This is a genomic window from Dietzia lutea, assembly GCF_003096075.1.
Taxonomy (GTDB): domain Bacteria; phylum Actinomycetota; class Actinomycetes; order Mycobacteriales; family Mycobacteriaceae; genus Dietzia; species Dietzia lutea.
This window is the reverse complement of the sequence record NZ_CP015449.1, coordinates 2,120,624-2,144,413: the sequence shown is the minus strand read 5'-3', so window position 1 is coordinate 2,144,413 and position 23,790 is coordinate 2,120,624. Positions and strand designations below refer to the sequence as shown.

At 72.8% G+C, this 23,790-nt stretch carries 25 protein-coding genes and 1 pseudogene; 19 read left to right on the top strand and 7 right to left on the bottom strand.

The window, feature by feature from the left end; translation table 11 throughout:
- Positions 1-18 precede the first annotated feature (18 nt).
- On the top strand, positions 19-342 hold the full coding sequence (gene fdxA, locus A6035_RS09775) for a ferredoxin (RefSeq protein ID WP_063972054.1): 324 nt from the start codon (positions 19-21) through the stop codon (positions 340-342).
- A 5-nt stretch (positions 343-347) separates the two neighbouring features.
- Entirely contained in the window at positions 348-1,460 is a 1,113-nt protein-coding gene (gene dapC, locus A6035_RS09770) for a succinyldiaminopimelate transaminase (protein ID WP_208635538.1), read from the top strand.
- 146 nt (positions 1,461-1,606) lie between these two features.
- Here the strand turns inward: dapC and dapD are convergent, their stop codons facing one another.
- Entirely contained in the window at positions 1,607-2,575 is a 969-nt protein-coding gene (gene dapD / locus A6035_RS09765) for a 2,3,4,5-tetrahydropyridine-2,6-dicarboxylate N-succinyltransferase (protein WP_108847628.1), read from the bottom strand.
- Positions 2,576-2,658: 83 nt separating this feature from the next.
- Between dapD and dapE the strand changes: the two genes are divergently transcribed.
- The 8 genes from dapE to A6035_RS19160 all read left to right on the top strand — a co-directional run bounded on the left by dapE (position 2,659) and on the right by A6035_RS19160 (position 9,443).
- Positions 2,659-3,828 (top strand): succinyl-diaminopimelate desuccinylase, encoded by a 1,170-nt coding sequence (gene dapE, locus A6035_RS09760; RefSeq protein WP_108849195.1) that lies wholly within the window; start codon positions 2,659-2,661, stop codon positions 3,826-3,828.
- A 78-nt stretch (positions 3,829-3,906) separates the two neighbouring features.
- Positions 3,907-4,707, top strand: coding sequence for an LOG family protein (locus tag A6035_RS09755; RefSeq protein WP_108847627.1), 801 nt, complete (start codon positions 3,907-3,909; stop codon positions 4,705-4,707).
- Positions 4,707-5,261, top strand: coding sequence for an LOG family protein (locus tag A6035_RS09750; protein WP_108847626.1), 555 nt, complete (start codon positions 4,707-4,709; stop codon positions 5,259-5,261). Before A6035_RS09755 ends, A6035_RS09750 begins: the two co-directional genes overlap by 1 nt.
- A 128-nt stretch (positions 5,262-5,389) precedes the next feature.
- Positions 5,390-6,202 (top strand): dihydropteroate synthase, encoded by an 813-nt coding sequence (folP, locus tag A6035_RS09745; RefSeq protein WP_108849194.1) that lies wholly within the window; start codon positions 5,390-5,392, stop codon positions 6,200-6,202.
- 50 nt (positions 6,203-6,252) lie between these two features.
- Positions 6,253-6,633, top strand: a complete 381-nt coding sequence (locus tag A6035_RS09740; RefSeq protein WP_108847625.1) for a DivIVA domain-containing protein — start codon at positions 6,253-6,255, stop codon at positions 6,631-6,633.
- Between the two features lie 91 nt (positions 6,634-6,724).
- Positions 6,725-6,892 carry a DUF3117 domain-containing protein gene (locus A6035_RS09735; protein ID WP_007629831.1) on the top strand — a complete coding sequence of 56 codons (168 nt, stop codon included), beginning with the start codon at positions 6,725-6,727 and terminating at the stop codon, positions 6,890-6,892.
- Between the two features lie 77 nt (positions 6,893-6,969).
- The gene (locus tag A6035_RS09730) at positions 6,970-8,445 is read left to right on the top strand and encodes a leucyl aminopeptidase family protein (RefSeq protein ID WP_108847624.1); all 1,476 of its coding nucleotides are present in this window, start codon (positions 6,970-6,972) and stop codon (positions 8,443-8,445) included.
- Positions 8,442-9,443, top strand: coding sequence for a putative RNA methyltransferase (locus A6035_RS19160; RefSeq protein WP_279629894.1), 1,002 nt, complete (start codon positions 8,442-8,444; stop codon positions 9,441-9,443). The genes A6035_RS09730 and A6035_RS19160 overlap by 4 nt, the downstream gene beginning before the upstream one ends.
- 69 nt (positions 9,444-9,512) lie before the next feature.
- On the opposite strand, the gene glgA is transcribed toward A6035_RS19160, so the two are convergent.
- Positions 9,513-10,679: a glycogen synthase gene (glgA, locus tag A6035_RS09720; RefSeq protein WP_162533994.1), complete on the bottom strand. Its 1,167-nt coding sequence runs from the start codon at positions 10,677-10,679 to the stop codon at positions 9,513-9,515.
- A 144-nt stretch (positions 10,680-10,823) separates the two neighbouring features.
- Between glgA and glgC the strand changes: the two genes are divergently transcribed.
- Positions 10,824-12,050, top strand: a complete 1,227-nt coding sequence (glgC, locus tag A6035_RS09715; protein ID WP_108847622.1) for a glucose-1-phosphate adenylyltransferase — start codon at positions 10,824-10,826, stop codon at positions 12,048-12,050.
- A gap of 20 nt (positions 12,051-12,070) precedes the next feature.
- Here the strand turns inward: glgC and A6035_RS09710 are convergent, their stop codons facing one another.
- On the bottom strand, positions 12,071-12,679 hold the full coding sequence (locus A6035_RS09710; RefSeq protein WP_108847621.1) for an O-methyltransferase: 609 nt from the start codon (positions 12,677-12,679) through the stop codon (positions 12,071-12,073).
- 200 nt (positions 12,680-12,879) lie between these two features.
- Here A6035_RS09710 and sigE point away from each other — a divergent pair, with 200 nt between their 5' ends.
- From sigE to tatB, 4 genes are all read left to right on the top strand, one after another.
- Positions 12,880-13,500: an RNA polymerase sigma factor SigE gene (gene sigE / locus A6035_RS09705; RefSeq protein ID WP_108847620.1), complete on the top strand. Its 621-nt coding sequence runs from the start codon at positions 12,880-12,882 to the stop codon at positions 13,498-13,500.
- A gap of 104 nt (positions 13,501-13,604) precedes the next feature.
- Entirely contained in the window at positions 13,605-14,048 is a 444-nt protein-coding gene (locus tag A6035_RS09700; protein ID WP_108847619.1) for an anti-sigma factor family protein, read from the top strand.
- A gap of 10 nt (positions 14,049-14,058) precedes the next feature.
- Entirely contained in the window at positions 14,059-15,579 is a 1,521-nt protein-coding gene (locus A6035_RS09695) for a S1C family serine protease (protein ID WP_244192405.1), read from the top strand.
- Between the two features lie 64 nt (positions 15,580-15,643).
- Positions 15,644-16,150, top strand: a complete 507-nt coding sequence (tatB, locus tag A6035_RS09690; protein ID WP_108847617.1) for a Sec-independent protein translocase protein TatB — start codon at positions 15,644-15,646, stop codon at positions 16,148-16,150.
- Between the two features lie 105 nt (positions 16,151-16,255).
- Here the strand turns inward: tatB and A6035_RS09685 are convergent, their stop codons facing one another.
- From A6035_RS09685 to A6035_RS09670, 4 genes are all read right to left on the bottom strand, one after another.
- A complete protein-coding gene (locus A6035_RS09685) occupies positions 16,256-17,395 on the bottom strand; it encodes an Mrp/NBP35 family ATP-binding protein (RefSeq protein WP_108847616.1) in 1,140 nt (379 codons plus the stop codon).
- 39 nt (positions 17,396-17,434) lie between these two features.
- A complete protein-coding gene (locus tag A6035_RS09680) occupies positions 17,435-18,538 on the bottom strand; it encodes a lytic transglycosylase domain-containing protein (RefSeq protein WP_235026812.1) in 1,104 nt (367 codons plus the stop codon).
- Positions 18,539-18,645: 107 nt separating this feature from the next.
- Positions 18,646-19,197, bottom strand: a complete 552-nt coding sequence (locus A6035_RS09675; protein ID WP_108847614.1) for a DUF1003 domain-containing protein — start codon at positions 19,195-19,197, stop codon at positions 18,646-18,648.
- Positions 19,194-20,504, bottom strand: coding sequence for a magnesium transporter MgtE N-terminal domain-containing protein (locus tag A6035_RS09670; protein ID WP_108847613.1), 1,311 nt, complete (start codon positions 20,502-20,504; stop codon positions 19,194-19,196). The genes A6035_RS09675 and A6035_RS09670 overlap by 4 nt, the downstream gene beginning before the upstream one ends.
- 18 nt (positions 20,505-20,522) lie before the next feature.
- Here A6035_RS09670 and A6035_RS09665 point away from each other — a divergent pair.
- The 4 genes and pseudogenes from A6035_RS09665 to A6035_RS09650 form a co-directional block, all read left to right on the top strand.
- Positions 20,523-21,611, top strand: a pseudogene (locus tag A6035_RS09665) (HpcH/HpaI aldolase/citrate lyase family protein); the annotation flags it as partial.
- Positions 21,608-22,114, top strand: coding sequence for a YflT domain-containing protein (locus tag A6035_RS09660; RefSeq protein ID WP_200836454.1), 507 nt, complete (start codon positions 21,608-21,610; stop codon positions 22,112-22,114). The pseudogene A6035_RS09665 and the gene A6035_RS09660, both read left to right, overlap by 4 nt.
- 44 nt (positions 22,115-22,158) lie before the next feature.
- Positions 22,159-22,719 carry a suppressor of fused domain protein gene (locus tag A6035_RS09655; protein ID WP_235026813.1) on the top strand — a complete coding sequence of 187 codons (561 nt, stop codon included), beginning with the start codon at positions 22,159-22,161 and terminating at the stop codon, positions 22,717-22,719.
- Between the two features lie 168 nt (positions 22,720-22,887).
- The gene (locus A6035_RS09650; RefSeq protein WP_108847611.1) at positions 22,888-23,766 is read left to right on the top strand and encodes a glycine betaine ABC transporter substrate-binding protein; all 879 of its coding nucleotides are present in this window, start codon (positions 22,888-22,890) and stop codon (positions 23,764-23,766) included.
- Positions 23,767-23,790 lie beyond the last annotated feature (24 nt).

Here is a 23,790-nt window from a genome sequence, read left to right as displayed (position 1 = left end):
ACGAGGAAGGTGGCTGACGTGACCTACACGATCGCAGAGCCGTGCGTCGATGTGATGGACAAGTCCTGCGTCGAGGAGTGTCCGGTCGACTGCATCTACGAGGGTGGACGGATGCTGTACATCCATCCCGACGAGTGTGTCGACTGCGGCGCGTGTGAGCCGGTCTGTCCCGTGGAGGCCATCTTCTACGAGGACGACGTCCCGGACGAGTGGACCGAGTACAACGCCGCCAACGCCGACTTCTTCGTCGAGCTGGGCTCGCCGGGCGGCGCGGCCAAGGTCGGCAAGGTCGACTACGACGTGCCGTTCGTCAAGGCGCTCCCGCCCATGAACCAGGAGTGAACCCGGTGGTGTCGCGCCCGGAGCGTCGACCGCCCGGGCGCGCGCTCCCGGTGTTCCCCTGGGACACCCTCGCCGACGCGCGCTCACGCGCGGCGGCCCACCCCGACGGGCTCGTCGACCTCACGGTCGGCACGCCCGTCGACCCGGTCGCCCCGGTCATCCGCGAGGCACTCGCCGCCGACGCGGCCGAACCCGGGTATCCCACGACCGTCGGCACGCCCGCACTGCGGCAGGCCGCCGTGGGCGCCCTCGCACGGCGCTACGGCGTCACCGCCCTGACGACCGACGCCGTCCTGCCCGCGATCGGCACCAAGGAGCTCATCGCCGGGCTACCCGCACAGCTCGGCCTGGGACCGGGTCACACGGTCGTCGTGCCGGAGGTCGCCTACCCGACCTACGAGGTGGGCGCCCTGCTGGCCGGGGCCACGGTCGTGCGCGCCGACTCGCTCACGCAACTCGGGCCGTCGGCGCCGACGCTGCTGTACCTCAGCTCGCCGTCCAACCCGAGCGGCAAGGTCCTCGGCGTGGACCATCTGCGCAAGGTCGTGGGCTGGGCCCGCGAGCGCGGCGTGATCGTCGCGTCCGACGAGTGCTACCTCGGCCTGGTGTGGGAGGGGGAGGCGCCCTCGATCCTCGACCCGCGCGTGTGCGAGGGCGACCACACCGGCCTGCTGGCGCTGCACTCGCTGTCAAAGACTTCCAACCTGGCGTCCTACCGGGCCGGGTTCGTCGCCGGCGATGCCGCTCTGGTGGCCGAACTGCTCGCGGTGCGCAAGCATTCCGGGCTGATGATGCCGCTGCCGGTGCAGTCCGCGATGGCGGCCGCCCTGACCGACGACGCCCACGAGGCCGAGCAGCGCGAGCGGTACCGGGCGCGTCGGACGCGTCTGCGGCCCGCCGTGGAGGCCGCCGGCTTCCGGATCGACCACTCCGAGGCCGGGCTCTACCTGTGGGCGACCCGCGACGAGCCCGGCCGGGACACGGTGGACTGGTTCGCCGAGCGCGGCGTGCTGGTGGCACCGGGCGAGTTCTACGGTCCCGCCGGTGCGCGGCACGTGCGCATCGCGCTCACCGCCACCGACGCGACCGTCGACGAGGCCGTGCGCCGACTGGCCTGACCCGCCTGGCCCGGCCCCGTCCGCCTGGCCCGGCCCCGTCCGCCTGGCCCGGCCCCGCGTCCATCCACAGCACATCGAGAAGACAGTTCCGCACACATCGCCCGAGTGGGGGTGTGCGGAACTGTCTTCTCGTTGCGGGACGGGCCTCAGTCGTTGGCGTGCAGGTCCGCGTTGAGTTCGACGCCCTCGCGCTTCCACGGCACGGCCTCGACCGCGCCGGAGACGGAGTTGCGGCGGAACAGCAGGTTGTCCATCCCGGACAGCTGCCCGGCCTTGACCGGCTCGCGCTCCGCCCAGGCTCCGGCGCGGACGTCCACCTTGGTGCCGGCGGTGACGTACAGGCCGGCCTCGACCACGCAGTCGTCGCCGAGCGAGATGCCGACGCCCGAGTTGGCGCCGAGGAGGCAACGCTCGCCGATCGAGATGGTCTCCTTGCCGCCCCCGGACAGGGTGCCCATGATGGAGGCCCCGCCGCCGACATCGGAGTCCGCACCGACGACGACGCCCGCGGAGATGCGGCCCTCGACCATCGACGCGCCCAGCGTGCCGGCGTTGAAGTTGACGAACCCCTCGTGCATGACGGTGGTGCCCTCGGCCAGGTGCGCGCCGAGGCGCACGCGGTCGGCGTCGGCGATCCGCACGCCCGACGGGACCACGTAGTCCACCATGCGCGGGAACTTGTCCACTCCGTAGACGGTCACCGGGCCGCGGGCGCGGAGCCTGGCCCGGACCAGCTCGAAGCCCGGGACGGCGCAGGGTCCGAAGTTCGTCCACACGACGTTGGTCAGCTTGCCGAACAGGCCGTCCATGTTGGCGAAGTGCGGCCGGATGAGGCGATGGCTGATCAGGTGCAGGCGCAGGTAGGCGTCGTAGGCGTCCGCCGGCGGCTGCGTGAGATCGGAGATCTCGACCCGCACGGCCACCCGCTCGACGCCGCGGTCCTCGTCCGGCCCGGTCAGAGACGCGAGCTCGGCGGGTACCTCGTCGCCGGACAGGACAGTGTGACCGCTCGAGGAGGCGGCGCCCAGCTCCGGTTCGGGGTACCACACGTCGAGGACGGTGTGGTCGGACGTCAGGGTGGCGATTCCGGTGGCCACGGCTCCATGTGCACTCATGGCCCCGATGCTAGCGGTCCGCCCGGACGCACACCGGTCACGGTCGAGTCGCGCACCGGGCCCGGGCAACTAGGGTGGAGACCGTGACCGCCGCCCTCGATCTGACCGCCGACCCGGTCGACCTCACCCGCGCCCTGGTCGACATCCCCAGCCCCTCGCGGCAGGAGGACTCGATCGCCACGGCCGTGCACGCCGCGCTCGAGTCGACAGTCGCGGCCTACACCGGCCCGGCCGCGGGGCGGACGGAGGTGATCCGCGACGGCAACCGGGTCCTCGCCCGGACCCGACGCGGTCTGCCGACCCGGGTCGTGCTGGCCGGGCACCTCGACACGGTGCCGCTCGCCGACAACGTCCCGTGCCGCGTCACCGGTGAGGCCGACGAGCAGGTCCTGCACGGCTGCGGGACGGTCGACATGAAATCCGGTGACGCAGTGTTCCTCCACCTGTTCGCGCTACTGGCGGACAGCAAGGACCTGGCCTACGACCTCACCCTCGTGCTCTACGACTGCGAGGAGATCGAGGCGACGGCCAACGGCCTCGGTCACCTCGAACGCAGCCACCGTGACTGGCTCGGCGGGGACGTCGCTATCCTCGGTGAGCCCACCGGCGGACTGATCGAGGCCGGGTGTCAGGGGACCCTGCGGATCCGCGTCCACGCCCGCGGCGTGCGCGCGCACTCGGCGCGTAGCTGGCTGGGCGACAACGCGGTGCACCGCCTCGCGCCGGTGCTCTCCGTACTCGCCGCCTACGAAGCCCGGTCGGTGGACATCGACGGCTGCGTCTACCGCGAGGGGTTGCAGGCGGTGCGGATGTCGGCGGGCGTCGCCGGCAACACCGTGCCGGACGAGGCGTGGCTCGACGTCAACTTCCGTTCGGCCCCGGACCGGGACACGGACGCCGCCCTCGCGCACGCGCTCGACGCCCTCGGACTCGCCGGGCTGCCGCAGGTGGAGACCGGCGAGGTCCCGCCGGCCGAGCCGGGACTGTACTGGGAGCTGACCGACCTGTCGCCGGGCGCGCTGCCCGGCCTGAGCGCCCCCGCCGCGGCGGACCTCGTCCGCGCGGCCGGCGGGCGGGTCCGCGCCAAGTACGGCTGGACCGACGTGTCCCGGTTCGCCGCGCTGGGGATCCCGGCGGTCAATCTCGGCCCCGGCGACCCCGGACTGGCGCACAAGCGCGATGAGCACTGTCCCGCCGTCCAGATCACCGAGGTGACCCGGACGCTGCGCGACTACCTCACCACCTCGGGCTGAGACGGCGAGGGGCCCGCCCGAGCCCGGGCCCCCGCGCCCCGCCCGAGACACACCAGACCACAGAAGGAGACACGGCCAATGGCCCCCAACGACCCGGTCCACATGCGCGGACCCGTCCTCGTCCGTCGAGAGAAGGACGGCGGGCGCACGACCACCGACCAGCGACTGCTGGACAAGAACCAGGACACCGACTGGCTACACACCGACCCGTGGCGGGTCCTGCGGATCCAGAGCGAGTTCGTCAACGGCTTCGGCGCCCTGGCGGAGCTGAGGGACGCGGTCAGCGTGTTCGGTTCGGCCCGTACCCGGCCCGGCGACCCCGCCTATGAGCAGGCGGTGGAACTGGGCCGCGCGCTGTCCGAGGCCGGCTACGCGGTGGTGACCGGCGGCGGTCCGGGACAGATGGAGGCGGCCAACAAGGGCGCGTGGGAGGCCGACGGGGAGTCGGTCGGTCTGGGTATCGAGCTGCCCCACGAGCAGGGCATGAACCGGTGGGTCGACCTCGGTCTGCACTTCCGGTACTTCTTCATCCGCAAGACGATGTTCGTCAAGTACACGCAGGCGTTCGTGTGTACGCCGGGTGGGTTCGGCACCCTCGACGAGTTCTTCGAGGCCATCACCCTGGTCCAGACGGACAAGATCACCCGGTTCCCGATCGTGTTGTTGGGCGTGGACTTCTGGTCCCCGCTGGTGGACTGGATCCGCGGCACGCTGGCCGAACAGGGGATGATCTCGGCGTCCGACCTCGAGCTGTTCCTCGTGACCGACTCGGTGCCCGAGGCGGTGGAGTTCATCCGCGAGGCGCACCACCGGGCCGCGCTGACGTCCGAGCAGCGGGAGGACCTCATCGGCGAGGAGCACCGGGGGGTCGCGCGCTGATGGCGCCTGTCCCGAACCGTCGGGTGTGCGTCTACTGCGCGTCCTCGACCTACGACCGGCGTCTGTTGGAGATCGCGACCGAGGTCGGTGAGGCGATCGCCCGTCGGGGTTGGTCGCTGGTCTCGGGCGGCGGCAACGTCTCCATGATGGGCGCGCTGGCCGAGGCGGCTCGCGCGGGCGGCGCCCGGACGGTCGGTGTGATCCCCGAGGGCCTGCGGGTGCGGGAGGTCGCCGACACGGCGGCCGACGAGCTCGTCGTCGTCACCACCATGCGGGAACGCAAGCGGGAGATGGAGGAGCGCTCCGACGCGTTCCTCACCCTGCCCGGGGGGATCGGGACCATGGAGGAGATGTTCGAGATGTGGACCTCGGCCTCGCTGGGGTTCCACTACAAGCCGGTCGTGCTCTACGACCCCATCGGCTTCTACCGTCCGCTGCTCGACTGGGTCGACGGGCTGGCGGAAGCCGGGCTGGTCAAGCCGGAGGCGCTGGAGTGCCTCGTGGTGCGCGAGGATCTCGACGCCGCTCTCGACGCCTGTGGAGGACGCAGGTGACCGCGCCCGGCGCACCGTCCGGTCAAGCGCCCGGAACCCCGCCCGGTGAAGCGCCCGGCCCCGCGCCGCGGCCGGTCGCGGCGCCGACCCTGTGCGGTCGGCCGGTGCCGGTGGACCGTCCCCTGGTCATGGCGATCGTCAACCGCACGCCCGACTCGTTCTACGACCGCGGCGCGACGTTCACCGACTCGGCGGCGATGCGCCGCGTCGACGAGGTCGTGGCGGCGGGCGCCGACGTGCTCGACATCGGCGGCGTCAAGGCCGGGCCGGGGGATCTCGTCGACTCCGAGGAGGAGACCCGCCGGGTCGTGCCGTTCGTCGAGGCGGTGCGCGGACGATACCCGGAGGTGCTCATCTCGGTGGACACGTGGCGCGGTGAGGTGGCGCGGCGTGCGATCGCGTCCGGGGCGGACCTCGTCAACGACACGTGGGCGGGCCACGACCCCGGGGTGCTCATCGCGGCCGGGGAGGCCGGGGCGGGCTTCGTGTGTTCGCACACGGGCGGCGCGGTGCCGCGTACGCGCCCGTTCCGCGTGGGGTACGCCGACGTGGTCCGTGACGTCGTCGAGGAGCTCACGTCCGCGGCCGAGCGCGCGCTGGCCGCCGGGGTGCCGGCGGACGGTGTCCTCATCGACCCGACACACGATTTCGGCAAGAACACCTTCCACGGGCTCGAGCTGCTCAGGCGGATGGACGAGATCGTGGCGGTGGGCCACCCGGTCCTCATGGCGCTGAGCAACAAGGACTTCATCGGCGAGACCCTGGACGCCGGGGTCGACGATCGCGCGGAGGGCACGCTGGCTGCCACCTCGGTCGCCGCCTACCTTGGCGCACGGGTGTTCCGCACGCACGACGTGCCGGGCACGCTGCGCGCGCTGGAGATGGTCGCGTCGATCGTGGGCACCCGCCGACCTGCGCGGACGGTCCGCGGTCTGGCCTGAGCCGTGTGGGAGACTGGGCGCGGCGGTCGTCATTACAGGAGGGGAGCGCGATGCTCACCATCGTTGTCTACGTGGTCGTGACGCTGATCGTGGCCGCGGGCCTGTTCGCGCTGTCGCTGCTGGTGTTCGGACGCTCGGAGCTGCTACCCCCCCTCGAGGCGGGCCACACCGTCACCCGTCTGCCGCGGGGCCCGCTGTCCGGGGACGACATCCGGGCGGTGCGCCTCGGGGTGTCCGCGCGCGGGTACACGATGGCCGAGGTCGACTGGACCCTGGAGCAGGCCGCGCTGGAGATCGACCGGCTGCGGGCGCGGCTCGGGGAGACCGCCGCCGGTGACGGGGCGCCCGTCGGGGCGGACGGCGGCGCGGATGGTGCGCATGGTGCGGACGGTCGTTCTGCTACGACGTCCGAGTCGGGCCGGACGCGCTAGAATCGGTTGTATCCACTGGAGCAGTACCGATCGTGGGCACGGGCGCCCGGCAGGGCGCGCCCCGCGGACTAGGACGAAGGGAATCGACCTGATGGCGGCTATGAAGCCCAGGACCGGTGACGGACCGATGGAGGCGGCCAAGGAGGGCCGCGGGATCGTCATGCGCGTCCCTCTCGAGGGCGGCGGTCGACTGGTCGTCGAACTGACCCCCGATGAGGCCAAGTCGCTCGGCGAGGAGCTGACGCAGGCCACCTCTTGATCGATCGTCCCACCGATGCCGGCGCATCCGACCCTCGTGGCGGGTGCGCCGACTCATGTCACCGGAAGGTTCCGCCGATGTCCGATGTCCCCAGCCGTCCCCTGCCCGCGGTCCGCGTCGCGTCCGGCGAGGTCCCCGCGTCCGCGCAGCCCGTCGTGGTGCGTCGTCCGGAGGCCGGTCGGGTGACGCGCGGCCTGGCCCGGGAGGTCCGTGTGACCGTCCGTGACGGGCGTGCCGCGCTCGAGGTGGAGGTCGACGGGTCCATGCCGCGCGCGGGCTGGTCGGGCGCCGTCGACCACGGGCTGGGGCATCGCCGCGCGGGTGCGGCGTTGGCGCGGCACCTCCGCGAGGCCCGGTCCGTCGAGCCGGTGGCGGTCACGGTGCCCGGGGAGGTCCCGACCGACCGGGTGGCGGACGTGGTCCTGGGCTACCTGTTGGGGGCGCGCGGCCAGGACGTCTTCGCCGCCGACCCCGCGCCGGTGGCGCCGGAACTCGTCGTGGTGGTCGCCGCGGGACCGGGAAGGGGCGACGACGACGAGGAGCGCGTCTCTCGTGAGGTGGCGGCGGCCGTGGAGGCCGCGCGGGCGACGGCCACGGCCCGCGATCTCGCCGGCGCCCCCTCGGACCTGAAGACGCCGGAGTGGCTGGTGGGCCGGATGGCCGGGGCGCTGCGCGCCGCGGGAATGCGCACGGACGTCCTCTCGGGTGACGACCTCGTCGAGGGCGGGTTCGGCGGGGTGCTCGCGGTGGGCGGTGGCTCTGCCAACCCGCCGGCCGTCCTGGTGGCCCGCCGTCCCGGCCCGGGTCCGCGGGTGCTGCTCGTGGGCAAGGGCATCACGTTCGACACGGGTGGGATCTCGGTGAAGCCGGCTGACGGGATGCACCTCATGCGGACCGACATGGCGGGTTCGGCGGCCGTCGTGGCGGCGGCGGAGGCGTTCTGCGCGGACACCGCACCCGCGTACGCGGGGGTGGACCTCACGGTGGTGGTGCCGTCGGCGGAGAACATGATCTCCGGCTCCGCCTACCGACCGGGGGACGTCGTCACCCATGTGGGCGGGACGACCTCCGAGGTCACCAACACCGACGCGGAGGGCCGGATGGTCCTGGCCGACGCGCTGGCTCACGGGATCGCCGAGTGCGACCCCGAGGTGGTGGTCGACGTCGCGACGCTCACCGGTGCGATGAAGGTGGCGTTGGGGATGCGGACGGGTGCGGTCATGGCCACCGACGACGACCTCGCCGACCGCGTCGCCGCAGCGGGGGCGCGGGCGGGGGAGCGGTGGTGGCGGCTGCCGCTGCCCGACGACCTACGCTCGGCGGTCCGCTCCGACATCGCCGACCGTCGCCAGGCGCCGAAGGGACCGGGCGCCATCACCGCGGCGCTCTTCCTCGAGGGCTTCGTCGACGGTCGCCCGTGGGCGCACCTCGACATCGCCGGGCCGGCCCGCTCGCCCGAGGAGATCGACGAGGTCGGGCCCGTCGCGACGGGCTTCGCCACCCGCACGCTGCTCGGGTTGCTCCGCGACCTCGCGGATCGACCGCGCGCGTGATTCCCGGACCCGCCCTCGAACGGATCGTCCCCCTGCTGCGCTGCCCGCTCTGCGGGGAGGCGATGCGGGCGACCGACAAGGGCGTCACGTGTGGGTCCGGGCATCCGTTCGACCGGGCCCGCCAGGGGTACCTCAGCCTCTTCGGCCCCCGGGGCCGGCGCTTCCCCGGGGACACCGCCGACCAGGTCGCGGCCCGCGACCGGGTGCTGTCGACGGGGCTCTTCGACGGGGTCCTCGACGCGCTGGCGGCGGTGGCCCGCGACTCCCTCGGCGCCGGAGTCCCGCAGTCGTCCCCGCACGGGGCGGGTGCGCCCGACCGCGCCCCGCACGGGGCGGGTGCGCCCGACCGCACCGCGCACGGGGCGGGTGCCCCGGCCGAGCCCGTCTCCCGCCGCGTCGTCCTCGAGGCGGGCGCGGGAACCGGCCACTACCTCGCCGGGGTCCTCGACGCCGTCAGCCGGGCCCGGGACGGGGAGGGGGCGGACGTGGTGGGGATCGGCACGGAGATCTCCGCGGCGGCCGCCCGACGGCTGGCCCGGGCGCACCCCGCGGCGGCCGCGTTGGTCGCGGACACGTGGGACGGGTTACCGCTCGCGGACGACAGCGTCGACCTCGTGCAGGTGGTCTTCGCGCCCCGCAATGCGCCGGAGTTCGCGCGGGTGCTGCGCCCGGGCGGGGCACTGGTCGTCGCGGTGCCGGGGGAGGGCCATCTCGAGCCGTTGCGTTCGGCCGGGGGACTGCTCGAGCCGGCACCGGACAAGGCCGCGAGACTGGACTCCGAGCTGGCGGGCGCCTTCGAGTCGGGCCCGGTGCGCGTCGTCGACCAACGCACCGAGGTGCCGGCGTCGGTCGCCGTCGACCTCGCGCTCATGGGACCCAGCGGCGTGCACCTCGACCGGGCGCGGCTGGAGGCCGCCCTCGGCGCCGACGACCAGCCGGTCCGCTTGCACGTCGAGGTGCGTTCCTACCGCGTGCCGCTCGGCGACCGCTGGTCCTGACGACCCCGGCGCGCGGGTGCACGGCGTGGCTCCGGCGCGCGGGCGCACGGCGAGGCCGGCTCGCGGGCGCTACAGCAGCGAGGCGTACATCCGGTGTGTCTGCTCGGCGATCGCCTGCCACGAGAACCGGGACACGGCCCGTTCCTTGCCGGCCCGGCCCATCCGCGCCGCCCGCTCGGGGTCCGCGATCAGCTCGTTGACCGCCTCCGCGAGCCCCCGCTCGAACGCTTCGGTCGCCGACTCGTCGTAGTGGACGAGGACGCCCGTCTCGCCGTCGACGACGACCTCCGGTATCCCACCGACGTCGGAGGCCACGACGGCGGTGTCACACGCCATGGCCTCGAGGTTGACGATGCCCAGCGGCTCGTACACCGACGGGCACGCGAACACCGTCGCGGCGGACAGGATTTCGATGACCTCCTCGCGCGGCAACATGTCCCGCAGCCAGAAGACGCCGTCACGCGCCGCCCTGAGCTCGGCCACCAGTGACTCCATCTCGGCCGCGATCTCCGGGGTGTCCGGCGCGCCCGCGCACAACACCAACTGGGCGTCCGGGCGGAAGTCCCGGGCGGCCCGCACGAGATGGGGCACGCCCTTCTGCCGGGTGATCCGCCCGACGAACGCCACGATCGGCCGGTCCGGGTCGACCCCGTGCCGCCGCAGTACTGAGTCCTCCCCGGAGAACGTCTCGACGGGTGCCCACACCGCGGTGTCGATGCCGTTGAGGATCACGTGGATGCGGTCCGGCTCGACCTCGGGGTAGACACGCAGGATCTCGTCCTTCATCCGGGCGCTCACCGCGACCACCGCGTCGGCGTGGGCGAACGCGTTGCGCTCCGACCACGATGAGACCCGGTAGCCGCCGCCGAGCTGCTCGGCCTTCCACGGCCGGCTCGGTTCGAGCGAGTGCGCCGACACCACGTGGGGGACGCCGTAGAGCTGACCGGCCAGATGCCCCGCGAGCCCGGCGTACCAGGTGTGGGAGTGGACGAGGTCCGCCCCCTCGGCCGCGACGGCCATCCGCAGACCGGCGGACAGGGTCTGGATCGCGGGGTTGGCGTCCGGCCCCAGCTCCGGGTCGGGGCGGAACGCGCGGGCGGTGTCGCGGTCCGCGCCCATGCACAGCACGTCCACGTCGCACAGCGGCCGCAGGCTCGCCACCAGTTCGGTCACGTGCACGCCGGCCCCACCGTAGACCTCCGGCGGGTACTCCCTCGTCATCATTGCTACTCGCACACCGGCCAAGGTAGTCGCTCGGCCCCCCGCCCGAGGCGTGCCCGGTGAACACCGCCCGTCGCCGAGGTGACCACCGGGCGCGCGACGGGGGCCAAAGCGCCCGTTGCCCCGTGACGAGTCGCGCGGAGTCGATACGGTGGGGTCGTGAGGAATCAGCCGCATGTCCTAGCAATCGTCCTCGCCGGCGGCGAGGGCAAGCGACTCTTCCCGCTCACGGCGGACCGCGCGAAGCCGGCCGTGCCGTTCGGCGGGTCCTACCGGCTCATCGACTTCGTGCTGAGCAATCTCGTCAACGCCGGGTTCATGCGCATCTGCGTCCTCACCCAGTACAAGTCCCACTCCCTGGACCGCCACATCGCGCAGGTGTGGCACATGCGGGGCATGGGCGGCGAGTACGTGGCCCCCGTGCCGGCCCAGCAGCGACTCGGGCCCCGCTGGTACACGGGTTCGGCCGACGCGATCCTGCAGTCGCTGAACCTGGTCCACGACGAGAAGCCCGACCACATCGTCGTCTTCGGCGCCGACCACGTGTACCGCATGGACCCGCGCCAGATGCTCGACCACCACATCGCCACCGGCGCCGCGGTGACGGTCGCCGGGATCCGCGTCCCCCGCGAGGAGGCGTTCGCCTTCGGCTGCATCGACGCCGGCGAGGACGACATCATCCGCGGCTGGGTGGAGAAGCCGTCCGACCCGCCCGGCACCCCCGACGACCCGCACGCGACCTTCGCGTCGATGGGCAACTACATCTTCACCACGGACGCGCTCATCGAGGCACTGAGGGCGGACGCCGAGAAGCCCGACTCCTCCCACGACATGGGCGGCGACATCATCCCCGCCCTGGTGGAGCAGGAGCGCGCCTACGTCTACGACTTCGCCCGCAACGACGTGCCCGGCGAGACCGAGCGCGACCGCGGCTACTGGCGTGACGTCGGCACCATCGACGCGTTCTACGACGCCCACATGGACCTCGTCTCGGTCCACCCGGTGTTCAACCTCTACAACGACCGGTGGCCCATCCGCACCCAGCAGGACAATCTGCCGCCGGCGAAGTTCGTCAACGGCGGGATGTCTCAGGAGTCGATGGTCGGGGCGGGCACGATCATCTCCGCGGCCACCGTGCGCAACTCGGTCGTGTCCAACAACGTGGTCGTCGAGGACGGCGCCGTGGTCGAGGGCAGCGTCCTCATGCCGGGCGTCCGCATCGGCCGCGGCGCGGTGGTGCGCAAGGCGATCGTCGACAAGAACTGCCACATCGGCGACGGGGACCTCATCGGTGTCGACCACGAACGCGACCGGAAGCGGTTCCCCATCAGCGCGGGCGGCGTCGTCAGCGTCGCCAAGAACATCGTCACGTCCCTGCCGGGCTGATCGCCGGGCGGCGCGACGGGTCAGAGCGTGACGACGGTGAGCCCGACGCCCACCGGCAGGAGTGTGACGTGGGCGTGCTCCGGTATGACCGTGTCCTCGGGCAGGGGCGCGTGCTCGCCGATGAGCACGAGCGCCCCTCCGGAGCGCAGCAGCTGATGCGAGCGCGAGATGAGGCGCGTCACCGAGTGAGCGGGGACGTCCGCGACCACCAGGTCGTACGCGCCGTCGGCGAGCTTGTCCGCGACCTCCAGCGGGCGGGCCGCGATATAGCGCGCCGCGGAGGAGGGATGCCCCGCCCCGCGGACCGCGGCCCGCGCGGCGTCCAGGTGGTGCGGATCCTCGGTGATGCACGTGACCACGGCCCCGGCACCCTGACCCGCGGCCGCGAGGATCGCGAGTGCGGGAACGCCGGGGGCCGGCGTGATGCACACCGCGGCGCGGGTGCCGTTCAACCGGGCGATCATCCGGATGGTCTCCGCGGTCGCGGCGTCCGGTGAGTGGGCACCCAGTTCGTCGGCCTCGGCGCGGGCCGGGGCGTAGAGCGAGTCGTCGACGAGGGCCGCGCTCCGGTGCGCCAGCCCGTCGGTACCGGAGCGGTCGGTGGCGGGGAGATCAGTGGAATCGGACACCCGAGCAGCGTATCGCCGCGGACGGGCGCAGCGGCGAGCAACGCGCGGTGACCGGATCGGTATAGAACTCTCAGCGCGATCTCAGTACGCGTATACCGGGAAGACAGACCGGTAGGGGACAGTGGTCGGACGTCGCGCCACGAGGGCGCGAACCACCACCGCGCGGGGACATCCCCCGCGCCGGAAGGCGGCGGCAGCGCATGTACTCACGAACCGTGCACGGGACGACGATCGCCCCGGTGGCCCCCGACGAGTCGGCAGGCACCGCACGATTCGACACGACCGGCGACGCGGCGGACATGCCCACGTGGTCCGAACTGGTCGCCCAGCACGGCGACCGGGTCTACCGCCTCGCGTTCCGCCTCTGCGGCAACGCCCATGACGCGGAGGACATCACGCAGGAGGCGTTCATCCGCGTCTTCCGATCCCTCGACCGCTACAAGCCGGGGACCTTCGAGGGATGGATGCACCGGATCGTCACCAACCTCTTCCTCGACATGGCCCGGCGGCGCTCGCGCATCCGCTTCGAGACCCTCCCCGAGGACGCCGAACGGGTCCCCGGACGCGAGCGGAGTCCGGAGCAGGTCCTGTCGGACGAGACATTCGATCCCGTCCTACAGGCGGCGCTCGACAACCTGACCCCGGAGTACCGGGCGGCCGTCGTCCTCAGCGACATCGAGGATCTCAGTTACGAGGAGGTCGGGCGCATCCTCGGAGTGAAGATGGGTACCGTCCGCAGCCGTATCCACCGCGGCCGCGCCGCCCTGCGCGCCGAGCTCGAGGCCGCCGGGGTCACCGGGGCGCACCAGCGTTCCAGCTGACCCGCCGCGTCCGACCGCGGGAACCGCGGAGCCGTGCCGGGCGTTGACGTAGGCAGACCGGGGTGGGTTACCGCCCCGCAGGACGACGGTCGGGAGGGCGTGGCGTGGATCGACATCGTCACGGGCGCGGCTCCGCGCCCGAGTTCAGGTTGTCGCAGACGTCCGCGCGCGAGGTGGTCGGCCGGACCGGGCCGCCGCGGGCGCGGGAGCACTTCCTGTCCACCGACCACCTCTCCATCGAGGCCGCGGCCGCGTACGTCGACGGCCGCCTGCCCGAGGCCGGCCAGTCCCGCGCGGACGCCCACCTCGCCCGCTGCGCCGACTGCCGCCGCGAGGTCGAGGGGCAGCGCGAGGCGCGCCACGCGCTCCGAGGCTCGGGACCCATCCACATGCCCCGCGAGCTCCTCGAGCGACTACGGAACCTGGACGACCTGACTGCGGCCGCTCATGGCCGAACCGACGACCGGGACCGGACGCCCGCTCCCGCGGAGACGTCCGGGACCGCGTGGTCGAGGCTGCTTCGCCGGCTGCGGCGACGCGGCCGTTAGGGTGGGCCGAGTGGAGGACCAGAATGGCGTGCGCGGGTCGACGGGGCGCGACGAGGAGCCGGACCGCCCCCTGCGCGAGCCGGCACCCATCCACCGACCGGCCGTCGACCCGGATGACGTCGCCCTGTTCTCCCGCCCCGACGGCGTCTCCGGTGGATTCGACCCCGCGGCCGCCACCGGCGCCGTGAGCGGCGCGGGCCCGGCGATCGTCCGTGACGCCGATCCCGCCCTGGCGCAGGCCTTCGGCCCCGGCCCGGAGAGCCCCCTGGGAATCGAACGTCATCCGGCCTGGCAGGACGAGGCCGCCGCGCCGCCGCCGCGCACACCAGACCCCTGGCGTGACCCGCAGGCCCCGGTCGGTCTCGGCGCGCCCGCCGTGGCGGCCACACCAGAGCCGCGTCCCGTCGATCTGTCGGGCGCGGACGAGGCCCCGCCGGCCCGGCTCTCGCTGTCCGAGGCACTGTTCGAGCGCCGACTGAGCAGACGGGCGCTGGCCGGGGCGACCGCGGCCGTCGCCGTCGTCGCCCTCGCCGGCGGCGCCATCGGCGCCGTTGTCGCCGACTCCGCCCGCGTCCTCACCACCTCGACCGTCCGCATCGCCGACGCGCCCGACAACGTCCTGCGCCCCGACAATCCCGTCGGCGAGGTCGCACGGCGCGTCCAACCCGCCGTCGTCAACATCCAGGTCTCCACACCGTCGGCCCGCGGCGAAGGCTCCGGCATCGTCATCGACCCCCGGGGCTACATCGTCACCAACAACCACGTCGTCACCATGGACGGTGCCGCCGACCGCGCCGACATCGACGTCATCTTCCCCGACGGCTCCCGCGCCGCGGCGGAGCTGGTCGGCCGCGACCCCGCCACGGACCTCGCGGTCCTCAAGGTCGAGGACGTCCAGAACCTCACCGTCGCCACCCTCGGCGACTCCGAAGACGTCCAGGTGGGGGAGCAGGTCATCGCGATCGGATCCCCGCTCGGGCTCGCGCGGACGGTCACCGAGGGGATCGTCTCCGCGACCCGGCGGCCGATCGCGCTGGGGGAGTCGACCTCCGACGGCGACGTGGTGATCGACGCTATCCAGACCGACGCCGCCATCAACCCCGGCAACTCCGGCGGGCCGCTCATCGACAGCACCGGAGCGGTCATCGGGATCAACACCTCGATCTTCACCCAGTCCGGCGGATCCATCGGCCTCGGCTTCGCGATCCCCGTCAACGACGTCCGCGACATCGCCACCTCCCTCATGACCGAGGGGTCGGTCCGGCACGCGACGATCGGGGTCAACGCCCGCAAGGCGGACAACGGCGCGGTCGAGGGCGCGGAGATCGTCAACGTACGCGAGGGCTCGCCCGCCCAGTCCGGCGGGCTCCGCGAGGGTGACGTCGTCACCCGCGTCGGGGAGCGCCGGGTCCGGTCGTCCGACGAACTCGTGGTGGCCGTCCGCCGCGCCGGTGCGGACGTCGACGTCCCGGTCGAGGTCATCCGCGGCGGATCGCGGGTCGAACTGACCGTCCGCCCCACGCTCGGCTGAGCCCGGGGGTCACCCGGTCAGGTCACACTGCCGCTCGCGCGCGCCACGACGTATCCTGACTGCGATGTTCACAAACGTGGGGTGGTCCGAGCTCCTGGTCCTCGGGGTGATCGCACTGGTCGTCCTGGGGCCCGAGCGCCTTCCCGAGGCCGCCCGCTGGCTGGCGTCCGCGATCCGCAAGGTGCGCGAGTTCGCCAGCAACGCCCAGCAACAGCTCAGGGACGACTACGGGACCGACTTCGAGGAGTTCCGCGAGCCGCTCAAGCAGCTCAACGACCTACGCGGCATGAGCCCCCGAGCCATGGTCACCAAGCACCTGCTGGACGGCGACGACTCTCTGTTCACCGGGGACTTCGGCGCCGCCGCTCCCGCCGGGGGTGCCGCCGTCGCGGGAGGCGCTGGCGCGGGGGGTGCCGCCGCAGCCGGCCCGGTGGGCGCCGGGACCGCGGGCGAGCCGCGTCAGTCGACCCGCCCGCCGGCCGCCAACCCGCCCGCGGCGGTCCGGGACGCGGACGCCCCCGACGGCGCGGCACCGGCCTCCGGTCCGGTCTGGGACCTCGACGCCACCTGAGGGCGGACGCCGGGAGGGCCACCCCGCCGCCCTGAGAGGAGCTCGTCCCTGGCCGGGGTCGGCGGGGGCCGTCACGCCTCGCCGACCACCCGGGCGGCCGATCCGTCAGAGGTGACGCGTGGTGTCGATCCCCAGGTTCATGCCCGCCAGGCCCCGGGGCCGCACGGCCAGGCCGTCGGCGATCTCGCGGTACGCGCGCCCGGACGGTGAGTCGGGCTCGGCCAGCACGATCGGGGTGCCCTCGTCCCCGTGCTCGCGCACGGCCTGCTCGAGCGGCACCTGGCCGAGCAGTGGGACGGGTGCGCCGACCGAGCGGGACAGGTTGGCCGCGACGTCCGCGCCGCCGCCGGTACCGAACACGTCCATGCGGGTGCCGTCGGGCAGCTCCAGCCACGACATGTTCTCGATGACACCGGCGATCCGCTGACGGGTCTGCAGCGCGATCGACCCCGCACGCTCGGCGACCTCCGCGGCCGCCTGCTGCGGAGTGGTGACAACGAGGATCTCGGCCGACGGGATGAGCTGGGCGATCGAGATCGCCACGTCACCGGTACCCGGGGGCAGGTCCATCAGCAGGACGTCGAGGTCGCCCCAGTACACGTCGGCGAGGAACTGCTGCAGCGCCCGGTGGAGCATCGGACCGCGCCAGACGACCGGGGTGTTGCCCTTGGTGAACTGGGCGATCGAGATGACCTTCACGTCGTGGGCCACAGGCGGCAGGATCATCTGCTCGACCTGGGTCGGCCGGGCGTCGGTGCCGAGCATCCGCGGGATCGAGTGACCGTAGATGTCCGCGTCGAGCACGCCCACGGACAGGCCGCGGGAGGCCAGCGCCGTCGCCAGGTTGACCGTCGCGGTGGACTTGCCCACGCCGCCCTTGCCCGAGGCGACCGCGTAGACACGGGTGAGGTTGCCGGGTTGGGCGAACGGGATGACGGGTTCGGCCGCGTCACCACGCAGGTGCTTGCGTAGTTCGGTGCGCTGTTCGTCGCTCATCACGTCGAGTTCGACGGCGACCTCGCCGACGCCCGGGACGTCGGACACCGCCGAGCGGACGCGGTCGCTGATCGTGTCCTGCATGGGACACGAGGCAACTGTCAGATAGATGCCGACATCGACGCGACCGGTCGCGGCGTCCACCTCGACGCCCTTGACCATGCCGAGCTCGGTGAGCGGCTTGCGGATCTCCGGATCATCGACCTTGGCCAGTGCGGCGCGGATCGATTCTTCGCTGGGTGCACTCATGATGCCCCGAGTCTAGGCGTCATGTCACCCGGTGACGATTCAGGCCGGGCGCGGCGGTACGCAGAACGGCGGGATGCAGGGCAACTCGATGACCGGGAGCCCCGGGATGACGGGGGGTGCGGGCGCGGGCGCGGGCACGGCGGCCGGGGACGACTCGGTCGGTGTCGGCGCCGTCGACGGCACCTCGGTCGTGGGGGACGGCGTCGTCGGCGTCGGCGTGATCTCCGTGCAGCCGGGCACAGGCGGTGCCGGTTCTCCCGGCTCCGCGGGCTCGGGCGCAGCGGTCGGCTCGCCCTCCCAGCCCTCGGGGCAGTGCTCCGGCGGCCGCGGGGGCTCGACGGTGGGCTCCGGGCGGTGGATCTCCGGCAGATCGGAGGGCAACGGGAAGGCGTTGACCGCGTACCCGTGCGCCCACGCGTTGACGTTGGCGACGTACGCCAGTGAGTTGTTGTAGGCCAGGATCGCGCGGGTGCGGGCCGCCGGGTCCGCCATGGACCCTCCCTGGTTGCACAGGAGCGTCGCCGCGGACAGGGCCCCGTCGTAGATGTTGTTCGGATCGGCCACGCCGTCGTCGTTGCCGTCACGCCCGAGCGTCGCCCAGGTGGACGGGATGAACTGGACGGGCCCGACGGCACGGTCGAAGTCGGGGTCGCCGTCGAACCTGCCGCCGTCGGTGTCGGTGATGACGGCGGTGCCCGGCAGGGATCCGTCGAGCCGGGGGCCGAGGATGCGGCCGATGGTGTTGCCGTGGACGTCGAAGAGTCCGCGGCCCTGGTTGGACTCGACCTGCCCGATCCCGGCGAGGACGGTCCAGTCCATCTCGCAGGCGGGGCGTTCGGCGTTGAGCCGGTCCGTCGCGCGGTGGTAGGCGTCCAGGGCGATGCCCGGGATCCCGAGCGGGCCGTCGGGGATCGTCGCCGGCTCGATGTGCGCGGCGCCGGGGTCGACCGGCGGCTCCGGGGCCTGCTCCGAGGCGGTGGGGTCGGTGCTGGGCGGAGGCGGCGTCGTCGCGGGTGGCGGCTCCGGCGAGTACTCGGCCAGCGGCGTGATGTCGGGCGCGGCGGGGCGGCTCGTGTCGATCGTCAGACCGACCGCCGCGAGGACCGTGATGGCTCCGACGGTGACGGCCGCGCTGGTCAACACCCGACGGTCTGCAGTGTGCGCGATTCGGCGCAAGATTCTCCCCCTACGACGTACCGGACGGCGCCGCGGCCGTGCACAGCCTCCGCGACGCTTCGTCTGGGGCGAGGTTACCCCCGGCCCTTGACGTCTGGATCGGTTTTCCCGCCATCGGCGTTACCGTCCGAGGCGGAGAAACCGGCCAGCAGCGACTCGATCCGTTCCACGGAGTCCCGAAGGTCGTCGAGCTCACGGCGCAGGTAGTCGCGGGTGACCGTCTCGCCCACCGACAGCCGGACCGACGCGAGTTCACGGGCGAGGAACTCCGTGTCCGCCTTGGTCTGGGTGGCCCGGAGCCGGTCCTCCTTGACGGACTCCTTGTCACGGTCCTCCTGGCGGTTCTGCGCGAGCAGGATGAGCGGCGCGGCGTAGGCGGCCTGGGTCGAGAACGCCAGGTTGAGCAGGATGAACGGGTACGGGTCGAAGCGCAGCGCCACGACCGCGACGTTGATGATGATCCACACGATCACCACGACCGTCTGGATGAGCAGGTACATGCCGGTGCCGAAGAACCGGGCGACGGCCTCGCTGTACCGGCCGACCGCGTCGGAGTCGAAGCTGATCCGGGGTCGGCGGGAGGTCATCGGTGTGGACAGCGACGACCTCACGGTGGGTTCGGTCATCGCGCCGTCTCCGTGTCGTCGTGCAGGTCCATGTCCCGCCAGTCGTCGGGCAGGAGATGATCCAGCAGGTCGTCCACCGCGACCGCTCCGAGGAGGTGCCCCTCGTCGTCGACGACGGGGCCGCACACCAGGTTGTAGGTGGCGAAGAACCGGGTCACCGCGTCCACCGAGTCGGTGGGGCGAAGCGCGGACAGGCTCGTGTCGACAGTCTCGGCGACCATGGCCGAGGGGAGTTCACGCAGTAGCGCCTGGATGTGGACGCAACCCAGGTACTTGCCCGTCGGGGTGGCCGTAGGCGGTCGGACGACGAAGACGAGACTGGCCAGCGCCGGACTGAGGTCGGGATTGCGGCAGTGCGCCAGCGCCTCCGCCACCGTCGTCTGCGGAGAGAGGATGATCGGCTCGGGCGTCATCAGGCCGCCGGCGGTGTCGGCGTCGAACGTCAGCAGGCGCCGGACGTTCGACGAGTCCTCGGGATTCATCCGCTCGAGATACGACTCGGCGTCCTTCTCGGGGAGCTCGCCGAGGAGGTCGGCCACGTCGTCGGGATCCATGGCCTCGAGGACGTCCGCGGCCCGCTCGAGCTCGAGCCGGGTGACGATCTCGGTCTGCTCGTCGTGGGGGAGCTCCTGCAGGATGTCGGCCAGCCGCTCGTCGTCGAGGGTGCGCGCGACCTCCAGACGCCGCACCTCCGGCAGTTCGCGCAGCGCGATGGCGACGTCCGCCGGACGGAGGTCGGCGTACTGCTCCACGAGACTCTCGGCGCCGTGCTCTGGCGTCCCGATGGCGTCGTCCAGGCCCCTGATGCGGTTCCACGGGTGGATCGACACCTCCCCGCGTCGGCCGAGGCGAGAGCGCCCGCGGCGCTCACGGACAGCGAGCCGCGACACGAGCCAGTCCCGCGAGCGTTGGCGTTCGATCTCCACGTCGACGACCTGGTACCGGGTCGGGCGGCCCTGCGAACCGGACGGCTCGCCCGCGGGCTGGTCGCGCTCGACTCCGATGACCGAGTCCACCAGGGCGCCCAGCACGAGGTTCTCCCCGGGCCTGGACTGGAACCTGTGCAGGTTGATGGTCCCCGACACCAGCGACACCGACCGCGGGTCGATCGAGGCGACCCGCAGCATGGGCACGAAGATCCTGCGCCGGGTGGGTAGCTCGACGACCAACCCGATGACCCGCGGGGGTTTGTGCCCGGAGCGCATCGTCACCACGACATCCCGGATGCGTCCGATGTCGTCCCCGTCAGGGCCGATCACGGACAATCCGGCTAGCCTGGCGACGAAGGCCTTGTTGAGGTTCGCCATGCAGACCAACCTAGTCACCGACAGGCGGCGTCCGCCCGCCGTACCGGACGTAAGGGAGTGCCACCCACGATGACCGCAGCCCCCCACGCGACGGCCGCGCCGTCGGACGACGCCGCCTCGGCGATCGCGGACCTGCGCGCCCGGCCGCGGCGCACGGTTCTTGCCGTACCCGGCAGCAGTGTGAAGATGATCGACAAGGCGCGGGGACTGCCTGTGGACGAGGTCTTCCTGGACCTCGAGGACGCGGTCGCCGGCCCGGCCAAGGAGGAGGCCCGCGAGAACCTCGTGGCCGCTCTCGGCCGGGGCGGGTTCGCGGCGCCCACCGTGGTGGTGCGGGTCAACGCCTGGGACACCGAGTACACGGTCCGTGATGTCACGGAGGTCGTCGGTCGGGCGGGTGCGCACGTCGACGCACTGCTGTTGCCCAAGGCGCGGACCGCGGCGGAGGTCGCCGCGCTCGACCTGGTGCTGACTCAGGTGGAGAAGGCCGCGGGTCTGCCGGTCGGGCACATCGGGATCGAGCCGCAGATCGAGGACGCCCTCGGTCTCACCAACATTGACGCGATCGCGACGGCCAGCCCGCGGGTGCTCACGCTCGTGTTCGGTCCCGCCGACTTCATGGCCTCCATCGGGATGCGCACCCTGACGGTGGGGGAGCAGCCGGACGGGTACGCCCCGGGCGACGCCTACCACCATGTCTTCATGACGATCCTGGTCGCCGCCCGCGCGCACGGTCTCCAGGCGATCGACGGCCCGTTCCTCAAGGTCCGCGACGAGGACGGCTTCCGGCGCGCGGCGGCCCGCACCGCGGCTCTCGGTTTCGACGGCAAGTGGGTCCTGCACCCCGCGCAGGTCGACGCGGGTAACGAGGTGTTCAGCCCGCGTCAGGACGAGTTCGACAAGGCCGAGGCGATCCTCGAGGCCTACGCGCGCTCAACCTCGGTGGAGGGCGGGGCCCGCGGTGCGGTGATGTTCGGCGACGAGATGCTCGACGAGGCCAGCCGTAAGATGGCGCTGGTCGTCTCCGCCCGTGGCCGCGCGGCCGGGATGACCGTCTCGGACCGGGACACCGCCGGGGACGACGACGCGGAAGGACGGACCTCATGACCACTCCCGTGAACCCGCGGGGCGCTCGCGCCCGGGGTGCCCAGACGCCGGGCCTGCCCACACCGCCCACCGGGTGGGTGGTCGGCTCGTACCCCACGTACGCGCAGGCCCAGGCGGCGGTCGATCACCTCGCCGACGAGGACTTTCCCGTCCACGAGGTCACGATCGTCGGCGTCGACCTCATGCAGGTCGAGCGGGTCACGGGCCGGCTGACCTGGCCCAAGGTCTTGCTGGGCGGGCTGGCGACCGGTGCGTGGCTCGGCCTGTTCATCGGCCTGCTCCTGGGCATCTTCACGCAGCCCATGTGGGGCGTGGTGCTGACCGGTCTGGTCGGCGGCTCCGTGTTCGGCGTCGTCTCCGCGTCGCTGTCCTACGCCGCGACCCGTGGGAAGCGGGATTTCGCGTCCACCTCCCAGCTGGTCGCGGGCCGCTACGACGTCCTGTGCGAACCCGGCAACGCCGAGCGGGTGCGCGACGAGCTCGCCCGGCTCGGGCTGAAGTAGTGCTGCCGGGAGGCCCTGCGGACGGGTCGACGGTTCTGGCGGCGGTGCGTGCTCATCTGGAGGAGCGGTACGGACCGGATCCGCAGGAGGCGTCGGTGACGTTCCTCGGTGCCGCGCCGATCCGGATCCTGCGGTTCGTGGACGTGGAGACCGGCGTGGTGCGGTACATCTCGCTGGGGTGTTCGGCCGAGCCGATGGGCGATCCGTCGGCGCTCGTGCCCGATCCGACAGCGCCGCGCGCGGAGCTGAGCCTCGTGCTGCAGGGCGGGGTGGACGGCGTGGTGCGCGCCCTGGCGGTGCTCGCGGCCGCGCCCGCGGTCGAGGGACTGGTCCTGTCGGAGGGCGCACTGATCGACCTGGGAGAGCCGCTGTGGCCCGGCGCGGCGTTCACCGCCGTGGTGCTGCGTGCCCCCGAGATCCCGGACGTCGAGCTGCCGGGTGACTCGGCACCCGTCCGGGTGTTCCGGGCCGTGCCGGTCACCCACACGGAAGCGGCGTGGGTCCGCATGAAGGGCGCGGCGGAACTCGAGGAGGCGTGGGCGGAGGCCGGGATCGACGTCACCGATTCCGCCCGGTCCGCTGTGAACCCCGGCCTGACCCGCTGACGGACGGCCCGTCAGCTCCGGACGGCGACCACGCGGGGCCTCGGCGTGACGGCGCCGGGACGGCCCTGGGACACTGTCGGTCGAGATGTCCGCGCTGACGGGTGCGGTCGGTGTGAGGAAGGACGTGATCGGGTGCGGCGGACGGTGGGGCGGCCCGGGAGGGGCGCGGTGGCGCTCGCGGGTGTGGTGGCGATGGCGCTGTCCGGGTGTCAGGCGCAGTCGTCGATCGTGCCCGCGCACCGGGACGATCCGGTGGTGGTGATCGAGACCGCCTCGTTCGGCGAGGCGGAGATCGTGGGCCACATCTACGGCAACGCCCTGGTCCGGTCCGGCTCGCGGGTGACCACGCGACCGCAGTCCGGGAACCGGTCGGAGGTCCTGGAGTCCGTCGTCGCCGGCGACGCGACCTTCACGGTCGGGTTCACCGGTGAGCTCCTGCGGGCGTTCGATCCCGATGCCACGGCGGTCGAGGGGGACGAGGTGTACGCCGCAATGATGGCCGCGCTGCCGGAGGGGGTCACCGCCGCGGACCCGGCGCCGGCCGAGGACGCGCCCGTGTACGTGGTCACCCGCACCACGTCGGAGACCCGGGGACTGCGCACGATGTCCGACCTGGCCGGGCGGTGCGGCGAGTTCGCGCTCGGTGCGAGGCAGGAGGCCCTCGCCGACCGCGAACTGGCCGCTGCCGTGGGGGAGACGTACGACTGCGGTTTCGGTCGTCGTGTGGCGCTGGGCCCGAACCCCCGGGCGGTGTTCGACGCCCTGCGCGCCGGGGAGATCGGCGTGGGGCTGGTCCAGTCGGCCGACCCCGTGGGCCTCCCTGAGGAGATCGTGACGTTGGACGACGACCAGGACGCGGTTCGCGCCCAGAATCTGGTGCCCGTCTTCCGCAAGGGCTCGCTCTCGGAGGACCAGTTGAGTCTGGTCAACCGGATCAGCGGCGAGCTGACCACCGACGACGTGCGTGAGCTGCTGCTGGGGGTGGAGTTCGGTACCGCCACCCCGGTCGCCCTGGCCAACTACTGGTTGGACTCGCACGGGTACTGACCGGTCCGGCGGCGGTGCGCCGCG